The organism is Streptomyces caelestis, from assembly GCF_014205255.1.
In the GTDB taxonomy this organism is placed as follows: Bacteria; Actinomycetota; Actinomycetes; order Streptomycetales; family Streptomycetaceae; genus Streptomyces; species Streptomyces caelestis.
Genome location: NZ_JACHNE010000001.1, coordinates 8,688,397 through 8,704,960 on the forward strand (window position 1 = coordinate 8,688,397; position 16,564 = coordinate 8,704,960).

Genomic DNA, 16,564 nt, shown 5'->3' on the forward strand with positions numbered 1-16,564 from the left:
GACGAGCCACCCGCAGACAGTACACACCGTCATCGACCGATCTCGCACGGTGGAGCGGCACTTCGTTCGGAAAGTGACCGGTGTCTGTTCGCTTCTGTGGCAACTGTCGGGATTGCCGTACAGGGGAGGGGAGTTGGTGGTGCGTGCGGGTCTGACCGGCCGGTCGGCGGCCCGCCCTGAGAGGGCGTGATCAGTTGATCACCGAAAGTGATGAGGTCGGGTGTGTGTCCGCCCGCCGGACGGGTACCCGTCCGGCGCCTGAAAGAGGTTCGCTCCGCAAGAAGGAGGTCCGAATGACCAGCGAGACGGAGACCGGCGGCGTGACCGGTACGCAGGACAAGGACTACAACCTGATCTGGTACGTCGAGGCGTGCCTGAACAACGCCCTGCGTCTGGAGAGCTACATCCAGGACGCGGAGCGCGCCAAGGACACCGAGGTCGCGGACCTGTTCCGCAAGGCCCAGGCGGACAGCCGCAAGGGTGCCGAACTGGGCAAGAGCCTCCTGCGCGCACGCCTCAACGAAGGCTGAGGCCCCACCGGGGTCACACGGCCCGGACACCGCCGTCGGCGGGGCCCGGGCCCTTTTCTCGTCTCCGGACGGCGGAACCACCCGGGCCGACCCGGCTCCGCCGGCGTGAACCCTGCCTTCCTTCACGAGGTCAGACCTTCACGAGGTCAGAGCCGGAAGACTCCGCTCACCCGCTCGGCGAGTTCGTCCTCCGACATCGTCAGATCGACGGTGACGGCGGGCAGCCGGAGGCGTGCGGTCTCCTCGCGGAGGCGTTCCGTGAACAGGTGGTCCCGTGCGGCGATGTTGCGGTCCGCCCGCTCCGGGTCGCTGGTCCTGCCCGTGAAACCCCCTCCCGGCGTGGCCCGGCTCGTGAGCGCGGTCTGCCGGAACTCCGGTGTGGGCAGGAGCCAGACCGCGTGCCCGGGCTCGGTGAGCAGGGGCTGCACGAGGTGCGGCAGCAGCCGGAAACCCTCGACGACGACGCACGTATCGCGCGGCATGCGCAGCAGGTCCTCGACGATCAGCTGGAAGCCCTCGCCGCGAAACCAGTGGAACGTCTCGAGCATGGTCTCCGGAGGCCGGTTCACCCAGCGCTCGTCCATGTCCATGGCCATGAACTCGTGCAACAGCGGGGCCTCCTCGGGCGTGGTCCGGCGGGCGTGATCGCCCATCACATCGTCGGTCCCGTAGAGACGCCAGCCGTGCCGCTCGGCGAGCCGGCGGGCGATCGTCGACTTGCCCGCACCGCTCCCGCCCCCGATCCAGTAGACGTGCCGCATGCTTCCGCTCTCCCGTGATGGCGCTCTGGTTGTCAGTGGCGGGTGCCACGATGCCGACAGCTCACCATTCCATCCCCGGACGAGAAGGAGCTGATCGTGCGCAGGCCGGTCGAGGGAGAGGTCCATGTGCACTACGGCCAGATCTACGTCGAGACGGATCCGGACAGCTTCGGGCCGGGCCTCGCGGAAGCGTTCGCCGGGCAGCGTGCGGGACTGTGCGGGGCGGCGACACCGGGCGCCCTGTGGCTGAGCACCGGCCTGCACACCGGCGAGGTGGGCTTCACGGTCGAGGTGCACGAGCAGGCCCCACCGCTGGATCCGGCCTGGGAGGACGTGGTGGAGGTGTCCTTCCGTCCGGTGTCGGAGGACAGCGCGCTCGTGGAGTGGGCAGGGGAGGATTCCTGGCAGCTCGACCTGGAGGAGACCGACTACCGGGTGCGGTACTGCGCCAAGGGCATGGACCAGGCGAGCGAGCGGGACACGCGGATGGACGGCGAACCCCAACTGGACCGCTACCTGCTGCAGTTCTGGCCTGCCCCGCCCGAGCCGGACCGGGTCCTGAAGCAGACTTCCCGGATCGCCGACCGCTGGCATCGCTACGCCCGCGAACTGCCGCCGCCTCCCACACCGGCCGAACGCGCCGAAGCCGAACGCCAGGCCCGCCTCGCGCAGGAGACGGCGGAACGGGAACACCGGCTCGCCTTCGAGCGATGGGATTGGGGCGGGCGGCCACCGAGCCAGGCCCTGCGCGAAGTCGGCGGCAATGTCCGCGGCGTGCTCGAATTCGACCCCGCCCTGGTCCACGCCATCGGCGCCTCCGGCCCCGCCACGCAGCGCGCGGTGGCCGCGTTCGCGGCCCGCCGGGCGTGTGAAGCGGCCGGTCTCGCCGCCCTCGACTGGGTCGCCGACGCGCGGCCGTCCACTGCCGCCGCCCTTCGACGACGACGCCCGCATGTGGCAGACCCTGGCCACCGACCCGCGGGTCCCGGACAGGACCGTCGGCCGGGCCGTCCCGCCGGAGCGCCCACCCTTCCGGCCGCCCGCGACCCCGGGCGTCTCCATGCCGCAGCCCCAGGAGGCGGCAGGGGCCGTGGTGGGCCCGGCGGCAGCCGTGGCGACATCGTCGGCCTCCGGCTCCGCTCCGTGCGTCGCTGCGTTCACCATGGGCCGACCGGACCCGTCCCTGCGGATGTCGCAGCCGCACATGGCCCTCCCCGCGGTGACCGGCGCCGCCGAACCCGACCCGCTCCAGGCGGCTCTCGACGCGGTGTTCGCGGCCGTCGTCACGTACGGCGAGAACCACCCGGCCCTCCTCGCGGACGTCTGGTCCGTGTGCGAGGGGCGGCACGCGTGACCCGCCCCTGACCGTGCCCCGGTTCACGCACTGCCCCTGCCTCCCCCAAGGCCGGGCAACGCCCTGGAAACGCGGAGACATGGCCGGTCAGGTCTTGGCCAGCCACGCCCCGCGCATTGGCCACTTGTTCACCGACTGCCCCTGACAAGCCCGGCGGTGCCGGGCGGAGAGTGACCGACGGCCCGGTGCGAACCGGGCCGGCCGGGCCTCCGGAATGCCTCTGCTCGGTGATGGGCCCGACCTGGCCGAACCGTCTGATGCGGATGACCGGGTCGATCGACCCCGGCGGTGTCGTGGATCATGCCGACCGGCTACCAGTCCGAGCACCCGGACCACCTGCCGGCCGCGGGCGCCGATTTCGTGGCGTCGAAGATCGAGGCGATCGCGTCGAACCCCAAGGGGCGGCGCAAGACCGCCTCGTCCTCAACCACGATGAGAACGACGGCCTGTTCGACCACGTGGTCCCGCCGACCCCGCCCGCCGGCACCCCGGACGAGTTCGTCCAGGGACTGCCGACCGGCGGTGGCTTCCGGGTCCCCGCCGTCATCGCCTCGCCGTGGACCGGGGACCGTGGGCGGCTGGGTCGCCTCCGAGCCCTTCGACCACACCTCCGCCCTCCAGTTCCTGGAGCGGTTCACCGGCGTCGAGGAGCCCAACGTCAGCGACTGGCGGCGGGCGGCCTTCGGCGATCTGATGTCCGCGTTCCGCTTCTCGCACGCCCGGCCGCGCCCGCCCCGTCTGCCCGACGACACGGCGGAACGGTTGCGGAGGGCCCAGGAGGAGGTCGCGACCCTGCCCGAGCCGACGCTGCCCGGAGCCGACCGACCAGCGTTTCCGCGGCAGGACAAGGGCCGCCGGCCCCACGTGTGAGGACGACAGCGGCGGTGCTGTCCCCACCGGCCCCCCGGGCAGGACCGCCGCCGGGCTTCCGACCCGTGTGAGGCACGTGACTGACCCCGCCCCGCCGGGTACCCGGGCGTTCCGCCAGGACCGGCCGGGCGGTCGCTCGCGGCGCCGACCCGGTCGGCCGCCGGCCACGAGCCGAAGGAGCCCACGCACATGACGGACGTATCCGGTACCGGTCCCGCACCGGGCGACGACCGCAAGGTCCTCACCAACCGCCAGGGCCATCCGGTCTACGACAACCAGAACCAGCGCACTGTCGGCCCCCGCGGCCCCGCCACGCTGGAGAACTACCAGTTCCTGGAGAAGATCAGCCACTTCGACCGGGAACGCATCCCCGAGCGCGTCGTGCACGCCCGCGGCGTCACCGCCTACGGCCACTTCGAGGCCTACGGCACCTGGGGCGACGAGCCGATCAGCCGCTACACCCGGGCCAAACTCTTCCAGGAACGCGGCAAACGCACGGACGTGGCCGTCCGCTTCTCGACCGTCATCGGCGGCCGCGACTCCTCCGAGGCCGCCCGAGACCCGCGTGGTTTCGCGGTGAAGTTCTACACGGAGGACGGCAACTGGGACCTGGTCGGCAACAACCTCGGCGTCTTCTTCATCCGCGACGCCATCAAGTTCCCGGACGTCATCCACGCCCTCAAGCCGGACCCGGTGACCTTCGAGCAGCAGCCCAACCGCATCTTCGACTTCATGTCGCAGACGCCCGAGGCCATGCACATGCTGGTCAACCTGTTCAGCCCGCGCGGCATCCCCGCGGACTACCGCCACATGCAGGGTTTCGGCGTCAACACGTACAAGTGGGTCAACGCCGACGGCGACACCAAGCTCGTCAAGTACCACTGGATGCCCAAGCAGGGCGTGCGCAGCATGACCGAGGAGGACGCGGCGAACGTCCAGGCGGACTCCCTCGGCCACGCCACCAAGGACCTGTACGAGTCGGTGGCCCGTGGTGACTACCCGCAGTGGGAGCTCCTCGTCCAGATGATGGACGACCACGACCACCCCGAGCTCGACTTCGACCCGCTGGACGACACCAAGACCTGGCCCGAGCAGGACTTCCCGCCGAAGCCGGTCGGCCGGATGGTGCTCGACCGGATGCCGGAGAACTTCTTCGCCGAGAACGAGCAGATCTCCTTCGGTACCGGCGTCCTCGTCGACGGCCTGGACTTCTCCGACGACAAGATGCTCGTCGGCCGGACCTTCTCCTACAGCGACACCCAGCGCTACCGGGTCGGCCCCAACTACCTGCAACTGCCCGTCAACCAGGCCAAGAACGCGGACGTCAGCACCAACCAGCGCGACGGCCAGATGACGTACCACGTGGACGGCGGCGGTGAGAACCCGCAGGTCAACTACGAGCCGTCGATCACCGGCGGCCTGCGCGAGGCCCAGTACCCGACCCACGACGAGCAGGGACCCCTGATCGAGGGGCGGCTCACCCGCAAGCGCATCCCGCGCACCAACGACTACCTGCAGGCAGGCCAGCGCTACCTGCTCCTGGAGGACTGGGAGCGCGACGACCTGGTGAAGAACTTCATCGACCTGCTGTCCCAGTGCGACCGGCCCATCCAGGAGCGCATGGTCTGGCACTTCCTGCTGGTCGAGAACGACCTCGGCCTACGGGTCGGCGAGGGACTGGGCATCGGCCCGGAGGACGTCGCCGGTCTGCAGCCGCTGGCGAGCCAGGACCTCACGGACGAGGACCGCGAGCGCCTGGCCAACCTGGGCAAGAACCAGCCGCGCGACGTCGAGGGCCTCACCATGACCCACTGTGTGCCGGACGAACGGCACGTCGTGACCCGCTGACCGGTCACCTCGCCAGCGCTTCACGGGCCACCGCGAGGGCCTGTTCGGCGTAACTCCGGCCGAACAGCACGGCGTGCACCAGCAGCGGGAACAGCTGGTGCACGCCGACGCGGTCCGCCCAGCCGCCGGCGAGCGGCGCCTGCTCCTGGTAGCCGTCCAGCACCTGCTCCAGGTGCGGGCAGCCGAACAGCCGCAGCATCGCCAGGTCGGTCTCGCGGTGCCCGCCGTGCGCGGCCGGGTCGATCAGCCGGACGTGCCCGTCGGCGCCCCACAGCACGTTGCCGCTCCACAGGTCGCCGTGCAGCCGCGCGGGCGGCTCGGCGGGCCCCGCCAGCTGCGGCAGTTGCTCGCACAGCCGTTCCACGACGGCCGCTTCCCCGGACCGGAGGGTGCCCTGACCGACCGCGCGCCGCAGATACGGCAGCACGCGGTGCTCGGCGTACCAGCCCGGCCAGTCGATGCCGGGCTCGTTGCGCATCGGGGCGAGCCCGATGTACGCGTCCGCCGGTCCGCCCGGAGGCGGCGCGCCGAACGCGGGCGCCCCGGCGGCGTGCAGGGCGGCCAGGTCACGGCCGAAGCGGACCGCCGCCTCCCGGCTCGGCCGCCCCTCCATGACCCGGTCGACAACCAGCCAGTTCCCGTAGTGGCCGTGCACATCCGGCACCCGCACCGTGCCGGTGCCGGCCAGCCAGCGCAGCCCGGCCGCCTCGGCCCGCGCCGCCCCCGGATCGTCGGCACGCTTGACGATCACCACCCGCCCGTCGTCGAGCGTGACCTCGGCGAGGCCCCCCGACAGCGGCCGTTCCCCGGTGACAGCCCGCCCGGTGAGCCGGGCCACGACATCCGCACCGGCGGTCATACGCGCTCCTCCTCGACTCCGAGCTTGATCGACGCCCAGGGTATGACCAGGCCCTCGTGGGCTTGGCACTCAGCCCTCGGACCCGCGAACACGGTCGCCCGGCGCTGTATCGGCCGCCGGTGTCGGCGGCGGCCACGGCGACGCTGCGGAGGCCGGCGACACAGCCGACGGCGAACGCGCGCCGGGCACCGCTGTCCGACCGCCGTTGCGCGCCACTCGGCGGCCGTCCCGGTTCCGGGACATTCGCCACGCCCCGATCACGCGGGACGGTGAAATCCCGCCGGCCTCCGACAGAACCGGCCGCCGCCGGGGGACCAGTCGGGCATGACGAGTTCACCGTTCCAGCGCACCATCGCCCTGCCGGCCCCCGTGTGCGAACAGGCCGCACAGCACCTGGAGCAGGCCGCGCACCGGGCCATCGACGGGGCCGCGATCCCCCTGAAGGCGTTCCGCGCGGCCGCCGACAACGACTTCATCCTCCCCGTGCCGGTCGTCGAGCAGGCGGCGGCCTGCCTGCTGGTCCTGGCCACCGAGACCGCCCAGACGGTCCGCCCGTCCGCCCTGCGCGCCACCATCAGCGTCGCGCTGCGGCTGCGGGACGCCGTGGAACTGTCACATCAGCCGGCTCTGAGCAGCAGGTTCTGGTAAGTCCGGGCGGTGGGCGGGGTCTGTGCGTCAGGTCCCGCGGAACGCGACCCCGACTTGCTCGCGGCGCAGTTCCTCCAGCGTGGCGCGCTGCCGCCGGGCCCGCTCGACGAGGTCGTCGAGCTGCCGTCCGTCGAGGCGCGCGTCCGTGGTGGCCAGGTCGCGCAGCGTCTGCCAGCCGGCCGTCTTGCCCTCCACCCCCAGACTCAGCGCCTCCAGCTCCCACAGCGTGCTCAGCGGGGACCGCCGTACCAGGCTGCCGTTGCTCTTCAGCCGGCCCATCTGCTCGGCCGCCCGGCCCGCGTAGACCTTGTAGCGCCGTACCGGGACGTCGAGCCGCCGCATGATGTGGAGCAGGCTCGCCCGGTCCTCGGCGACCTCGGCGGCGACCGGGGCCAGCGCGTCGGCGAGCGCCGTACCCCGGCACGAGCGCAGCAGATAGCGAATCCGCGCGGTCCCGGCGGTGGCACCGGCGAGATGGTCGTTGAGGTAGATGCCCAGCAGCGCCATGTCGGTGGCCGGAGCACGCTGGGCGCCCGGCGGATCCGTTCGCTGTTCCGTCATGACACTGCTCCTGTCCTGCTCCGGCCCTGCCCCAGGATGGCCGTAACCGTTCCGGACGGGCGTTTCGCCAGACATTCCCGGTTTGCGGAGGATTACGCGGGGCGGGTGCCCGGGCCCTTCCCGGCGAAACGGGATCGGCCTCCTGCGCCCCCCTCCCATGCGATGTGGCCGAGGCCACATCATCGACGAGGTCCCCATCACGTCCGGGTGCGCGGAGCGGCGACTACCGTCTACGGGCAGATCCCCGCTTCCCCACCCCTCGGACGGCCCGGCAGTGCAAGCAGATCTCTCCCCTGTCATAGCGGCGACCGCCCAGTGGCTGACCCGCGCCTTCCCCGCCTCCGGCGGCGCGCTCGCCTCCGCGCTGTGCGAGGTGCAGGCCCGGCAGGCCGTGACGGTCGCGGCATGGCTCAGGTACCCGACGGCGATGGACGCCGCCCTCGTCGGTGTGGCGGGCCCGGGCGGCTCCGCGCGCCTTGACTGGCTCACCGGCGCCGACGCGTCCCTCGGCGACGACGTGGACGCGCACGCCTGGCGCACCTGGGTGGACGAGGTCGTGGCGAGCTGGGCGGCCAGTCTGCTCACCGACCCGGAGCTGGCCGCCCTGGCGGTGGCCGCGCTCGCCGAGGGCGGCCACAGCACCGGCTCACCGGCCGAGTTCCGCCGGCTCATCGCGCCCGACGCCGGCGACCAGCGCGCCGCCGCCCTGCTGCGCCACCCCGACCTGCTCGCCCCCGTGGCCGAGCTGCACCACTCCCAACTCCTCGACCGCCTGCACCCGGGCCGCACGCTGATCGCCTGACACGGCGGGGGTGTCCCCCTACGGGGCCCGCCCCACCGGCTCACGGCGGCCTCCGTCGCCGACCTCCGGTGGTGTCTTTCCGCCGGTTCGAGAGGGCGTTGGCCCCCGGTCCGCGACAGCGTCGGTCCGGAGACCTGCGGCGGCCCCGGCCGTCGGCCCGTCGCGGTTTCGGCCCGTCTGTCCGAGCGCCTGCGCCCGCACGCCCCGTCGCACGCGCGGCAGCAGGCGGGACGAGCTCCCGCTCCCAGCTCCCCCCCCCCCCCCCCCGCGCCCGACCTGCACGAACCGCGGGTACCCCAGCGCCTCACCCTCAGTGACTCACCGGTTTGCCGTAAGCGACCGTGCCCCGGTCGCACGGTAGGCGGACGCTGATCGTGGGCTCGACGGTCTCCGGCCACCCTCGGCGGTCGGAAGCGCACACGGTCGTGCCGGGCAGTGACGCCGCTGACGGAGGGAAGACCGAGATGACCACCGCCCTTTCACGGAGCTGGGAGTGGGAGCACGCCGTCGTCACGGGCGGCGCCGGGTTCGTCGGCTCCCACCTGTGCGCCGCTCTGCTGGACGCGGGCGCGGCCGTCACCTGCGTGGACGACTTCAGCACCGGCCGGCCCGAGAACATAACCCCGCTGCTCGAGCGGACCGGCTTCACGCTCGTGCAGGCCAACGTCACCGAGGGGCTGCGGACCAAGCGGACGCCCGACCTCGTTCTGCACTTCGCCTCCCCGGCGTCCCCGGCGGACTACCTGCGACTCCCGCTGCACACCATGGAGACGGGCAGCCTCGGCACCCGCAACGCCCTGGAACTCGCCCGGTCCTCCCGCGCCCGCTTCGTCCTCGCCTCGACCTCCGAGGTCTACGGCGACCCGCAGCAGAGCCCCCAGGACGAGCGCTACTGGGGCAACGTCAACCCGGTCGGCCCGCGCAGCGTCTACGACGAGGCCAAACGCTTCGGCGAGGCGCTGACCACCGCCCACGCCGACACCCACGGCACCGACACCTGCATCGTGCGGCTGTTCAACACCTACGGCCCGCGGATGCGCGGCCACGACGGACGCGCGGTGCCGACCTTCGTACGGCAGGCCCTGGCAGGCGAGCCCCTCACCGTGACCGGGGACGGCCGCCAGACCCGGTCGCTGTGCTACGTCGACGACACCGTGCGCGGCATCCTCGCGGCGGCCGCCCACGGCATGCGCGGCCCCGTCAACATCGGCAACCCGACCGAGATCACCATGCTCGACCTGGCCCGGCTGGTCGTCGAACTCGCCGGCTCTCCCTCGGAGATCCGCTTCATCGAACGCCCGGTGGACGACCCGGCCGTGCGCTGCCCGGACATCACGCTGGCCCGCGACAAGCTCGGCTGGGAACCGCTGGTGCGCGCCGAGGAGGGGCTGCGGCGCACGATCGCCTGGTTCCGCGAGGACGGAACCGACGACTGACCCGCCCGGGCTCCCGCACCACCGCGTCCCGGTTTCCTCCCGACCGCCGAAAGGGCCGCCACCTCCATGCGCATCCTCGGAATCAACGCCCTCTTCCACGACCCCGCCGCCGCCCTGGTGATCGACGGGCGGACCGTCGCCGCCGCGGAGGAGGAGCGGTTCTCCCGGCGCAAGCACGGGAAGCGGCCCCTGCCGTTCTCCGCCTGGGAGCTGCCCGAGAAGGCCGCCGCCTGGTGCCTGAAGCGGGCCGGGCTGCGCCCGCAGGACCTCGACGCGGTCACCTACTCCTTCGACCCGGCGCTCGCCCGGCCGGCCGGGGACATGGGCCTGGACGACCCGTGGGACCACCTGCGGCTGACCTACGCCCGCGAGGCACCCGGTTTCCTGCGGACGGCCCTGCCCGGCCTCGACCCCGGCATCGTCCGCTTCGTGCCGCACCACATGGCCCACGCCGCCTCCAGCGCCTTCGCCGCACCGGACGCCGGCGACTCCTCCGTGCTGGTCCTGGACGGCCGCGGCGAACGCGCCTCCCACCTCGCCGCACGCCGCGTGGGGGACCGGCTGGAGGCGCTGCACGCCCAGGACCTGCCGCACTCGCTCGGCCTCGTCTACGAGGAACTCACCGAACACCTCGGCTTCCTGCGCTCCTCCGACGAGTTCAAGGTGATGGCCCTCGCCTCCCACGGCACCCCGCGCATGCTCGCCGAACTGCGCCGCCACGTGTACCCGACCGGCGACGGCGGCTTCCACGCCACCGGCGTGCCCTGGCACGAGCTGTGCGCACCGCGCGGGCCCGACGAGCCGTGGACCCAGGACCACGCCGACGTCGCCGCCAGCGCCCAGGCCGTGCTGGAGGAGACCCTGCTCGACCTGGTGCGCTGGCTGCACGGCCGTACCCACGACCAGGTGCTCACGCTCGCCGGTGGCGTCGCCCTCAACTGCGTCGCCAACTCCCGTATCGCCCGCGAGGGCCCCTTCTCCCGGGTGTGGGTGCAGCCCGCCGCCGGAGACGCCGGTACCGCCCTGGGCGGCGCCCTGCTGCTGTCCGCCGGAGAGGGCGACGAGCCGGAGCCCATGGCCGGCGCCGACCTCGGCCGGGACTGGTCCGACGCGGAGCTCGGAGCCTGGCTGAAGACGGCCGCCGTGCCCTTCGAACGGCCCCCGGACATCGCCGCCACCGTCGCCCGGGCCCTCGCGGACAACGCGATCGTCGCCTGGTTCCAGGGGCGGTCCGAATACGGCCCCCGGGCGCTCGGCCACCGCTCCCTGCTCGCCCACCCCGGGCACGCGGGCAACCTGGAACGGCTCAACGACGTCAAGGGCCGCGAGCAGTTCCGGCCCGTCGCCCCGATAGTCCTCGCCGACCGCGCCGCCGAGATCTTCGACGGCCCGCTGCCCAGCCCGTACATGCTGTTCGTGCACGACGTCGCCCCGGACTGGCGGGACCGCGTCCCCGCCGTCGTCCACGTCGACGGCACCGCCCGCATCCAGACCGTCGACCCGGCCCGCGAACCGCTGGTGGCCCGCGTGCTCGGCGAGTTCGAGCGGCTCACCGGCCTCCCCGTCGTCGTCAACACCAGCCTCAACACGGCCGGGCGGCCCATGGTCGACGACCCGCGCGACGCCCTGGAGTGCTTCGGCTCCTCACCCGTCGACCTGCTGGCCATCGGCCCTTACGCCATCCGCCGCGGCGGCCTGTTCCGTTCCGAGGATCCCGGAGGCCTGCGATGACCGAGACCCACCCCCGCAGCCGGGACGCCGAGTACGCCGTCGTCGTCCCGACCCTCGGCCGGCCCGGTCTGCGCGTGTGCCTGCACGCCCTGGCCGAGGCGAGCGGACCGGGGCCGCTCCGGGTGGTCCTCGTCGACGACCGGCCCGGCCCGGTCCGCCCGCCCCTCACCGCCGACGTCCCGCCGTCCCTGCGCTCGCGCACCATCGTCGTGCCCGGCGGGGCGCGCGGACCCGCCGCCGCACGCAACGTCGGCTGGCGGGCGGCCGGTGACGTGCCCTGGATCGTCTTCCTCGACGACGACGTCGTACCCGGTCCCACCTGGGGCGACGACCTCACGCTGGACCTGGCCGCAGCGACCGAGCGGACCGCCGGGATCACCGCCCGGATCGAGGTGCCGCTGCCCACCGACCGCCGACCGACCGACTGGGAACGCAACACGGCCGGACTCGCCGGCGCCCACTGGATCACCGCCGACATGGCGTACCGCCGGGCCGCGCTGGCCGCCGTCGGCGGATTCGACGAGCGCTTCCGGCGTGCCTTCCGGGAGGACGCCGACCTCGCCCTGCGCATCCTCGACGCCGGCTGGACGCTCACCGGGGGCCGGCGCACCACCACCCACCCCGTGCGGCCGGCCGGGCGCTGGATCTCCGTCCGGCTCCAGGCCGGCAACGCCGACGACGTGCTGATGACCCGGCTGCACGGCCGCCACTGGTGGCGCCGGGCGGAGGCACCCCGCGGGCGGCTGCCCGCGCACCTGGCCGTGACCGGGGCTGCGGTGACGGCGCTGGGTTGCGCCCTGCTCGGCCGGCACCGACTGGCCGGGGCCTGCGCCGCCGCATGGCTGGCCGGCACGGCCGAGTTCGCCCTGGCCCGGATCCTGCCCGGACCGCGCACCCGCGACGAGGTGCTCACCATGGCCGTGACCAGCACGATCGTCCCGCCGGCCGCGACCTGGCACTGGCTGCGCGGGCGACTCGCGCACCGTAAGGCCCGGCCGCTCACCCCGCTCGGGACCGGCGAGCCGGCGCCCGCGCCCCGCCCGGCGGTCAGGGAACGGCTGCGGTCATGACCCGGCCCACCGGTCCCTGGCTGCTCTCCGGGGCGTACGGGCCCACCGGCGTGCCGCAGCCCCCGCACGACCCCGGCGGCCCGCTCCCCGCGGCCGTCCTCTTCGACCGCGACGGCACGCTCGTCGCCGACGTCCCCTACAACGGGGACCCGGCCCGGGTCGCGCTCATGCCCGGCGCGCGGGAGGCCGTCGACGCCGTGCGCGCCGCCGGGATCCCCGTCGGCGTCGTGACCAACCAGTCGGGCCTGGCCCGTGGTCTGCTGACCCCTCGCCAGGTGGAGGACGTACGCCTGAGGGTGGAGGAGCTGCTCGGGACGTTCGCCGTCTGGGCCGTGTGCCCGCACGGGCCGGGGGAGGGCTGCGGCTGCCGCAAACCGGCCCCCGGACTGATCCTGGCCGCGTGCCGCAGGCTCGCCGTCCCGCCCGAACGCACCGTCGTCATCGGCGACATCGGGGCCGACATGGAGGCCGCCCGTGCGGCAGAGGCCCGGGGCATCCTGGTCCCCACGCCCGCCACGCTTCCCGAGGAGGTCACGGAGGCCGACGCGACGGCCGCCGACCTGCTCGGTGCGGTGCGCCTGGTCCTGGATCCGGAGCGCGCGGCGGCGCCGACGGGAGGGCCGCGGCGGGGTCCGGGGGTGCGGGAGGGAGAGCCGCGGCGGGGTGCGGCCCGGCCCGCGGGGGAGCGGCGAGGCGACCCACCCGGGCCGGCGACACCACCGCGCCGGCACGCCCTGCCCACAGGAGGGCCGCGATGACACCCCTCCGTTCCCGCAGCCGCCTGCCCCGGACCCTCGTCGTCCGTCTCGACAGCGCCGGCGACGTGCTCCTGGCCGGGCCCGCCGTGCGGGCCGTCGCGGCCGGGTCCTCGTACACCGCGCTGCTGTGCGGGCCGCAGGGCGCCGCGGCGGGGCGGATGCTGCCCGGGGCGGACGACGTGCTGACCTACGACGCCCCCTGGGTCGGGCTGGAGCCGCCGCCGGTCACACGGGCGGCCACCCGGCGGTTGATGGAGACGCTCACGGCGGGCCGCTTCGACCGGGCGCTCGTCCTCGTGTCGTACCACCAGAGCCCGCTGCCGATCGCCCTGTTGCTGAGGCTCGCCGGGGTCGGATGGACGGCCGCCGACAGCGAGGACTACCCGGGCGCGCTGCTCGACCTGCGGCACCGCAGACCGCCGCACCGCCATGAGGCCCTCGCCGCCCTCGACCTGGCCGTCACCGCCGGCTACGCCCTTCCGCCCGGCGACGACGGCCGGCTGCGCGTCACACCGCCGCCCCCCACCACCCACCTCACCGGCCCGGAGCCGTACGTCGTCGTCCACCCCGGCGCCGCCGTCCCCGCCCGGGCCTGGACCCCCGGCCGGGCGGCGCGCGCCGTCGCCGCCCTGTCCGCCGAGGGGTTCCGGGTCGTCGTCACCGGAGGCCGCGCCGAGCGGGAGCTGACCGCGCGGGTCGCCGGGCGGCACGCGCTGGACCTCGGCGGCGCCACCGACCTGCCGCACCTGGCCGGAGTCCTCACCGGGGCGCGGGTCGTCGTGGCCGGGAACACCGGACCGGCCCATCTCGCCGCCGCCGTCGGCACACCCGTCGTCAGCCTCTTCGCACCGGTCGTGCCGGCCGAACGGTGGGCCCCCTACGGCGTACCGCACGTCCTGCTCGGCGACCGGCACGCCGCGTGTGCCAACACCCGGGCCCGGCACTGCCCCGTGCCGGGCCACCCCTGCCTGGACGGCATCGGCGACGCCGAGGTGCTCGCCGCCGTGGCGGCCCTCACGGACGACCCGGTGGACCAGGGAGAACAGACGGAGCGAGGAGCGGCCGTATGAACATCCTGCTGTGGCACGTGCACGGCTCCTGGACGACCGCGTTCGTCCAGGGCCCGCACACCTACCTCGTCCCCGTCACCCCGGGCCGCGACCCGGACGGCCTGGGGCGGGCCCGCACCTTCTCCTGGCCCGCCTCCGTGCGCGAGGTCACCCCGGAGGAACTCCGCGACACGCACGTTGACCTGGTCCTCCTGCAACGGCCGCACGAGCTGGAGCTGGCGGAACGCCGGCTCGGCGGCCGCCGCCCCGGCCGGGACGTGCCCGCCGTGTACCTGGAGCACAACGCGCCCGACGGCGACGTACCGGACACCCGGCATCCGTGCGCCGACCGCGCCGACCTGACCGTCGTGCACGTCACGCACTTCAACCGGCTGTTCTGGGACTGCGGCACCACGCGCACCGAGGTCGTCGAACACGGCATCGTCGACCCGGGCCACCGCTACACCGGCCGGCTCGCCCGCGCGGCCGTCGTCGTCAACGAACCCGTGCGACGCGCCCGGTACACCGGTACGGACCTGCTGCCCACCCTGGCCGAGGCGGTGCCGCTCGACGTGTTCGGCATGGGCACCGAGGGCCTGGCCGGCCGGCTCGGCCTGCCACCGGACCGGTGCCGCACCGCCGACCTGCCCCAGAGCGAGCTGCACCCGGCCATGGCCGAACGCCGCATGTACCTGCACCCGGTGCGCTGGACCTCCCTCGGGCTGTCCCTGCTGGAGGCGATGCACCTCGGCCTGCCCGTCCTGGCCCTCGCCACCACCGAGGCCGTCGAGGCGGTGCCGCCCGGCGCGGGCACCCTCTCCACCCGCCCCGATGTCCTGGCCCGGGCCGCCCGCCGCTACCTCCACGAACCCGAGGCCGCGGCCGCGGACGGAGCCCGGGCCCGGCAGGCGGCCCTTGAACGCTACGGGCTCAAGCGCTTCCTGGCCGACTGGGAGCACCTGATCACGGAGGTGTGCTCATGACCCCGTCCCTCAGCCCCTTCCCCACCGGACCGCTCGGCGGCGACCCCCTCGACCCCGGCGTCCTCACGATCGCGCTCGTCTCGGAGCACGCCAGTCCGCTCGCCGCGCTCGGCGGGGTGGACGCCGGCGGCCAGAACGTCCACGTCGCCTGCCTCGCCGGGGCGCTCGCCGACCGCGGCCACCGCGTCACCGTCTACACCCGCCGGGACGCGCCCGACCTGCCCTGCCGGGTGGAGCTGCGCGACGGCGTCGAGGTGCACCACGTCCCCGCCGGACCGGCCGAGCCGCTCCCCAAGGACGAACTCCTGCCGTACATGGGCGAGTTCGGCCACTACCTGGCGCGCGGCTGGCGCACCCGGGCCCCCGACCTCGTGCACTCGCACTACTGGATGTCGGGCCTGGCCGCCCTGCGGGCGACCCGCGCGCACGGGCTGCCCCTGCTGCACACGTATCACGCCCTCGGCACCGTGAAGCGCCGGCACCAGCGCCACGCCGACACCAGCCCACCGGAGCGGATCCCCGGCGAGATCAAGGTCGGGCTGGGGTGCGACCGGGTCGTCGCCACCTGCCGGGACGAGGCCGCCGAACTGACCCGCATGGGCATACCCCCGCACAAGATCGGCATCGTGCCGTGCGGTGTCGACCCCGACCGGTTCACCCCGAAGGGCCCGGCCGTGCCGCGCGGACCGTATCCGCACCGGCTGGTCCAGCTGGGCCGGCTGGTGCCGCGCAAGGGCGCCGCGGTGGCCGTCGCCGCGCTGGCCCGGCTGCCCGGCACCGAGCTCGTCGTGGTCGGCGGGCCGCCCGCGGACCGGCTCGACAACGACCCGGAGGTCCGGCGGCTGCGCGGCATCGCCCGGGACGCCGGCGTCGCCGACCGGGTCCGCTTCACCGGCGCCGTGCCCAGCGAGGAGGTGCCGCCGCTGCTGCGCTCCGCCGACGTCGTCGTGTGCCCGGCCGACTACGAGCCCTTCGGCATCGTCCCGCTGGAAGCCATGGCCTGCGGCGTGCCCGTCGTGGCCAGCGCGGTCGGCGGGCAGCTCGACACCGTCGCCGACCCGGGCACCGGACGGCTGGTGCCGCCCCGCGACCCGGAGGCCCTGGCCCGCGCCGTCGCCGGCCTGCTCGCCGACCCGGCGGCCCGCGAGGCGTGCGGGGCGGCCGGCCGCCGCCGGGTCCTGAGCCGCTACGGCTGGGGCCGGGTCGCCGCGGCCACCGAGGCCGCCTACTGCGAGGTCCTCGACGCCGAGCCCGCCGCGACGGGCGCCGGCTGAACCGATCCGTCCCCGACCCGCCGCAGCCGA

At 74.3% G+C, this 16,564-nt stretch carries 15 protein-coding genes and 2 pseudogenes; 14 read left to right on the forward strand and 3 right to left on the reverse strand.

The window, feature by feature from the left end; all coding sequences use genetic code 11:
* Nucleotides 1–293: 293 nt before the first annotated feature.
* Nucleotides 294–530 carry a hypothetical protein gene (locus HDA41_RS39355; RefSeq protein ID WP_184992715.1) on the forward strand — a complete coding sequence of 79 codons (237 nt, stop codon included), beginning with the start codon at nucleotides 294–296 and terminating at the stop codon, nucleotides 528–530.
* Nucleotides 531–676: 146 nt separating this feature from the next.
* Here the strand turns inward: HDA41_RS39355 and HDA41_RS39360 are convergent, their stop codons facing one another.
* A complete protein-coding gene (locus HDA41_RS39360) occupies nucleotides 677–1,291 on the reverse strand; it encodes a hypothetical protein (RefSeq protein WP_184992717.1) in 615 nt (204 codons plus the stop codon).
* Nucleotides 1,292–1,387: 96 nt separating this feature from the next.
* Between HDA41_RS39360 and HDA41_RS39365 the strand changes: the two are divergent.
* The 4 genes and pseudogenes from HDA41_RS39365 to HDA41_RS39375 all read left to right on the forward strand — a co-directional run bounded on the left by HDA41_RS39365 (nucleotide 1,388) and on the right by HDA41_RS39375 (nucleotide 5,363).
* A pseudogene (locus tag HDA41_RS39365) lies at nucleotides 1,388–2,645 on the forward strand (hypothetical protein).
* Between the two features lie 300 nt (nucleotides 2,646–2,945).
* A pseudogene (locus HDA41_RS42940) lies at nucleotides 2,946–3,148 on the forward strand (alkaline phosphatase family protein); the annotation flags it as partial.
* A 67-nt stretch (nucleotides 3,149–3,215) separates the two neighbouring features.
* Nucleotides 3,216–3,515, forward strand: coding sequence for a hypothetical protein (locus HDA41_RS42945; RefSeq protein ID WP_376706878.1), 300 nt, complete (start codon nucleotides 3,216–3,218; stop codon nucleotides 3,513–3,515).
* Between the two features lie 189 nt (nucleotides 3,516–3,704).
* A complete protein-coding gene (locus HDA41_RS39375) occupies nucleotides 3,705–5,363 on the forward strand; it encodes a catalase (RefSeq protein WP_184992719.1) in 1,659 nt (552 codons plus the stop codon).
* Nucleotides 5,364–5,367: 4 nt separating this feature from the next.
* On the opposite strand, the gene HDA41_RS39380 is transcribed toward HDA41_RS39375, so the two are convergent.
* Complete coding sequence (locus HDA41_RS39380) at nucleotides 5,368–6,222, reverse strand: fructosamine kinase family protein (RefSeq protein WP_184992721.1); 855 nt, start codon at nucleotides 6,220–6,222, stop codon at nucleotides 5,368–5,370.
* A 324-nt stretch (nucleotides 6,223–6,546) separates the two neighbouring features.
* Between HDA41_RS39380 and HDA41_RS39385 the strand changes: the two genes are divergently transcribed.
* On the forward strand, nucleotides 6,547–6,870 hold the full coding sequence (locus tag HDA41_RS39385) for a hypothetical protein (RefSeq protein WP_020276933.1): 324 nt from the start codon (nucleotides 6,547–6,549) through the stop codon (nucleotides 6,868–6,870).
* Nucleotides 6,871–6,897: 27 nt separating this feature from the next.
* On the opposite strand, the gene HDA41_RS39390 is transcribed toward HDA41_RS39385, so the two are convergent.
* Entirely contained in the window at nucleotides 6,898–7,431 is a 534-nt protein-coding gene (locus tag HDA41_RS39390) for a hypothetical protein (protein WP_184992723.1), read from the reverse strand.
* Nucleotides 7,432–7,705: 274 nt separating this feature from the next.
* On the opposite strand from HDA41_RS39390, the gene HDA41_RS39395 reads away from it, so the two are divergent.
* From HDA41_RS39395 to HDA41_RS39430, 8 genes are all read left to right on the forward strand, one after another.
* Complete coding sequence (locus tag HDA41_RS39395; RefSeq protein WP_184992725.1) at nucleotides 7,706–8,233, forward strand: hypothetical protein; 528 nt, start codon at nucleotides 7,706–7,708, stop codon at nucleotides 8,231–8,233.
* A 464-nt stretch (nucleotides 8,234–8,697) separates the two neighbouring features.
* Entirely contained in the window at nucleotides 8,698–9,669 is a 972-nt protein-coding gene (locus HDA41_RS39400; protein WP_184992727.1) for an NAD-dependent epimerase/dehydratase family protein, read from the forward strand.
* Between the two features lie 66 nt (nucleotides 9,670–9,735).
* Nucleotides 9,736–11,400 (forward strand): carbamoyltransferase family protein, encoded by a 1,665-nt coding sequence (locus tag HDA41_RS39405; RefSeq protein WP_184992729.1) that lies wholly within the window; start codon nucleotides 9,736–9,738, stop codon nucleotides 11,398–11,400.
* Nucleotides 11,397–12,470 carry a glycosyltransferase family 2 protein gene (locus HDA41_RS39410; protein WP_184992731.1) on the forward strand — a complete coding sequence of 358 codons (1,074 nt, stop codon included), beginning with the start codon at nucleotides 11,397–11,399 and terminating at the stop codon, nucleotides 12,468–12,470. Before HDA41_RS39405 ends, HDA41_RS39410 begins: the two co-directional genes overlap by 4 nt.
* Nucleotides 12,467–13,228, forward strand: a complete 762-nt coding sequence (locus tag HDA41_RS39415; protein WP_184992733.1) for a D-glycero-alpha-D-manno-heptose-1,7-bisphosphate 7-phosphatase — start codon at nucleotides 12,467–12,469, stop codon at nucleotides 13,226–13,228. Before HDA41_RS39410 ends, HDA41_RS39415 begins: the two co-directional genes overlap by 4 nt.
* Nucleotides 13,225–14,298, forward strand: coding sequence for a glycosyltransferase family 9 protein (locus tag HDA41_RS39420; protein ID WP_184992735.1), 1,074 nt, complete (start codon nucleotides 13,225–13,227; stop codon nucleotides 14,296–14,298). Before HDA41_RS39415 ends, HDA41_RS39420 begins: the two co-directional genes overlap by 4 nt.
* Complete coding sequence (locus HDA41_RS39425) at nucleotides 14,295–15,260, forward strand: glycosyltransferase (RefSeq protein WP_184992737.1); 966 nt, start codon at nucleotides 14,295–14,297, stop codon at nucleotides 15,258–15,260. The genes HDA41_RS39420 and HDA41_RS39425 overlap by 4 nt, the downstream gene beginning before the upstream one ends.
* Nucleotides 15,257–16,534, forward strand: a complete 1,278-nt coding sequence (locus tag HDA41_RS39430) for a glycosyltransferase (RefSeq protein ID WP_184992739.1) — start codon at nucleotides 15,257–15,259, stop codon at nucleotides 16,532–16,534. Before HDA41_RS39425 ends, HDA41_RS39430 begins: the two co-directional genes overlap by 4 nt.
* Nucleotides 16,535–16,564: the final 30 nt, after the last annotated feature.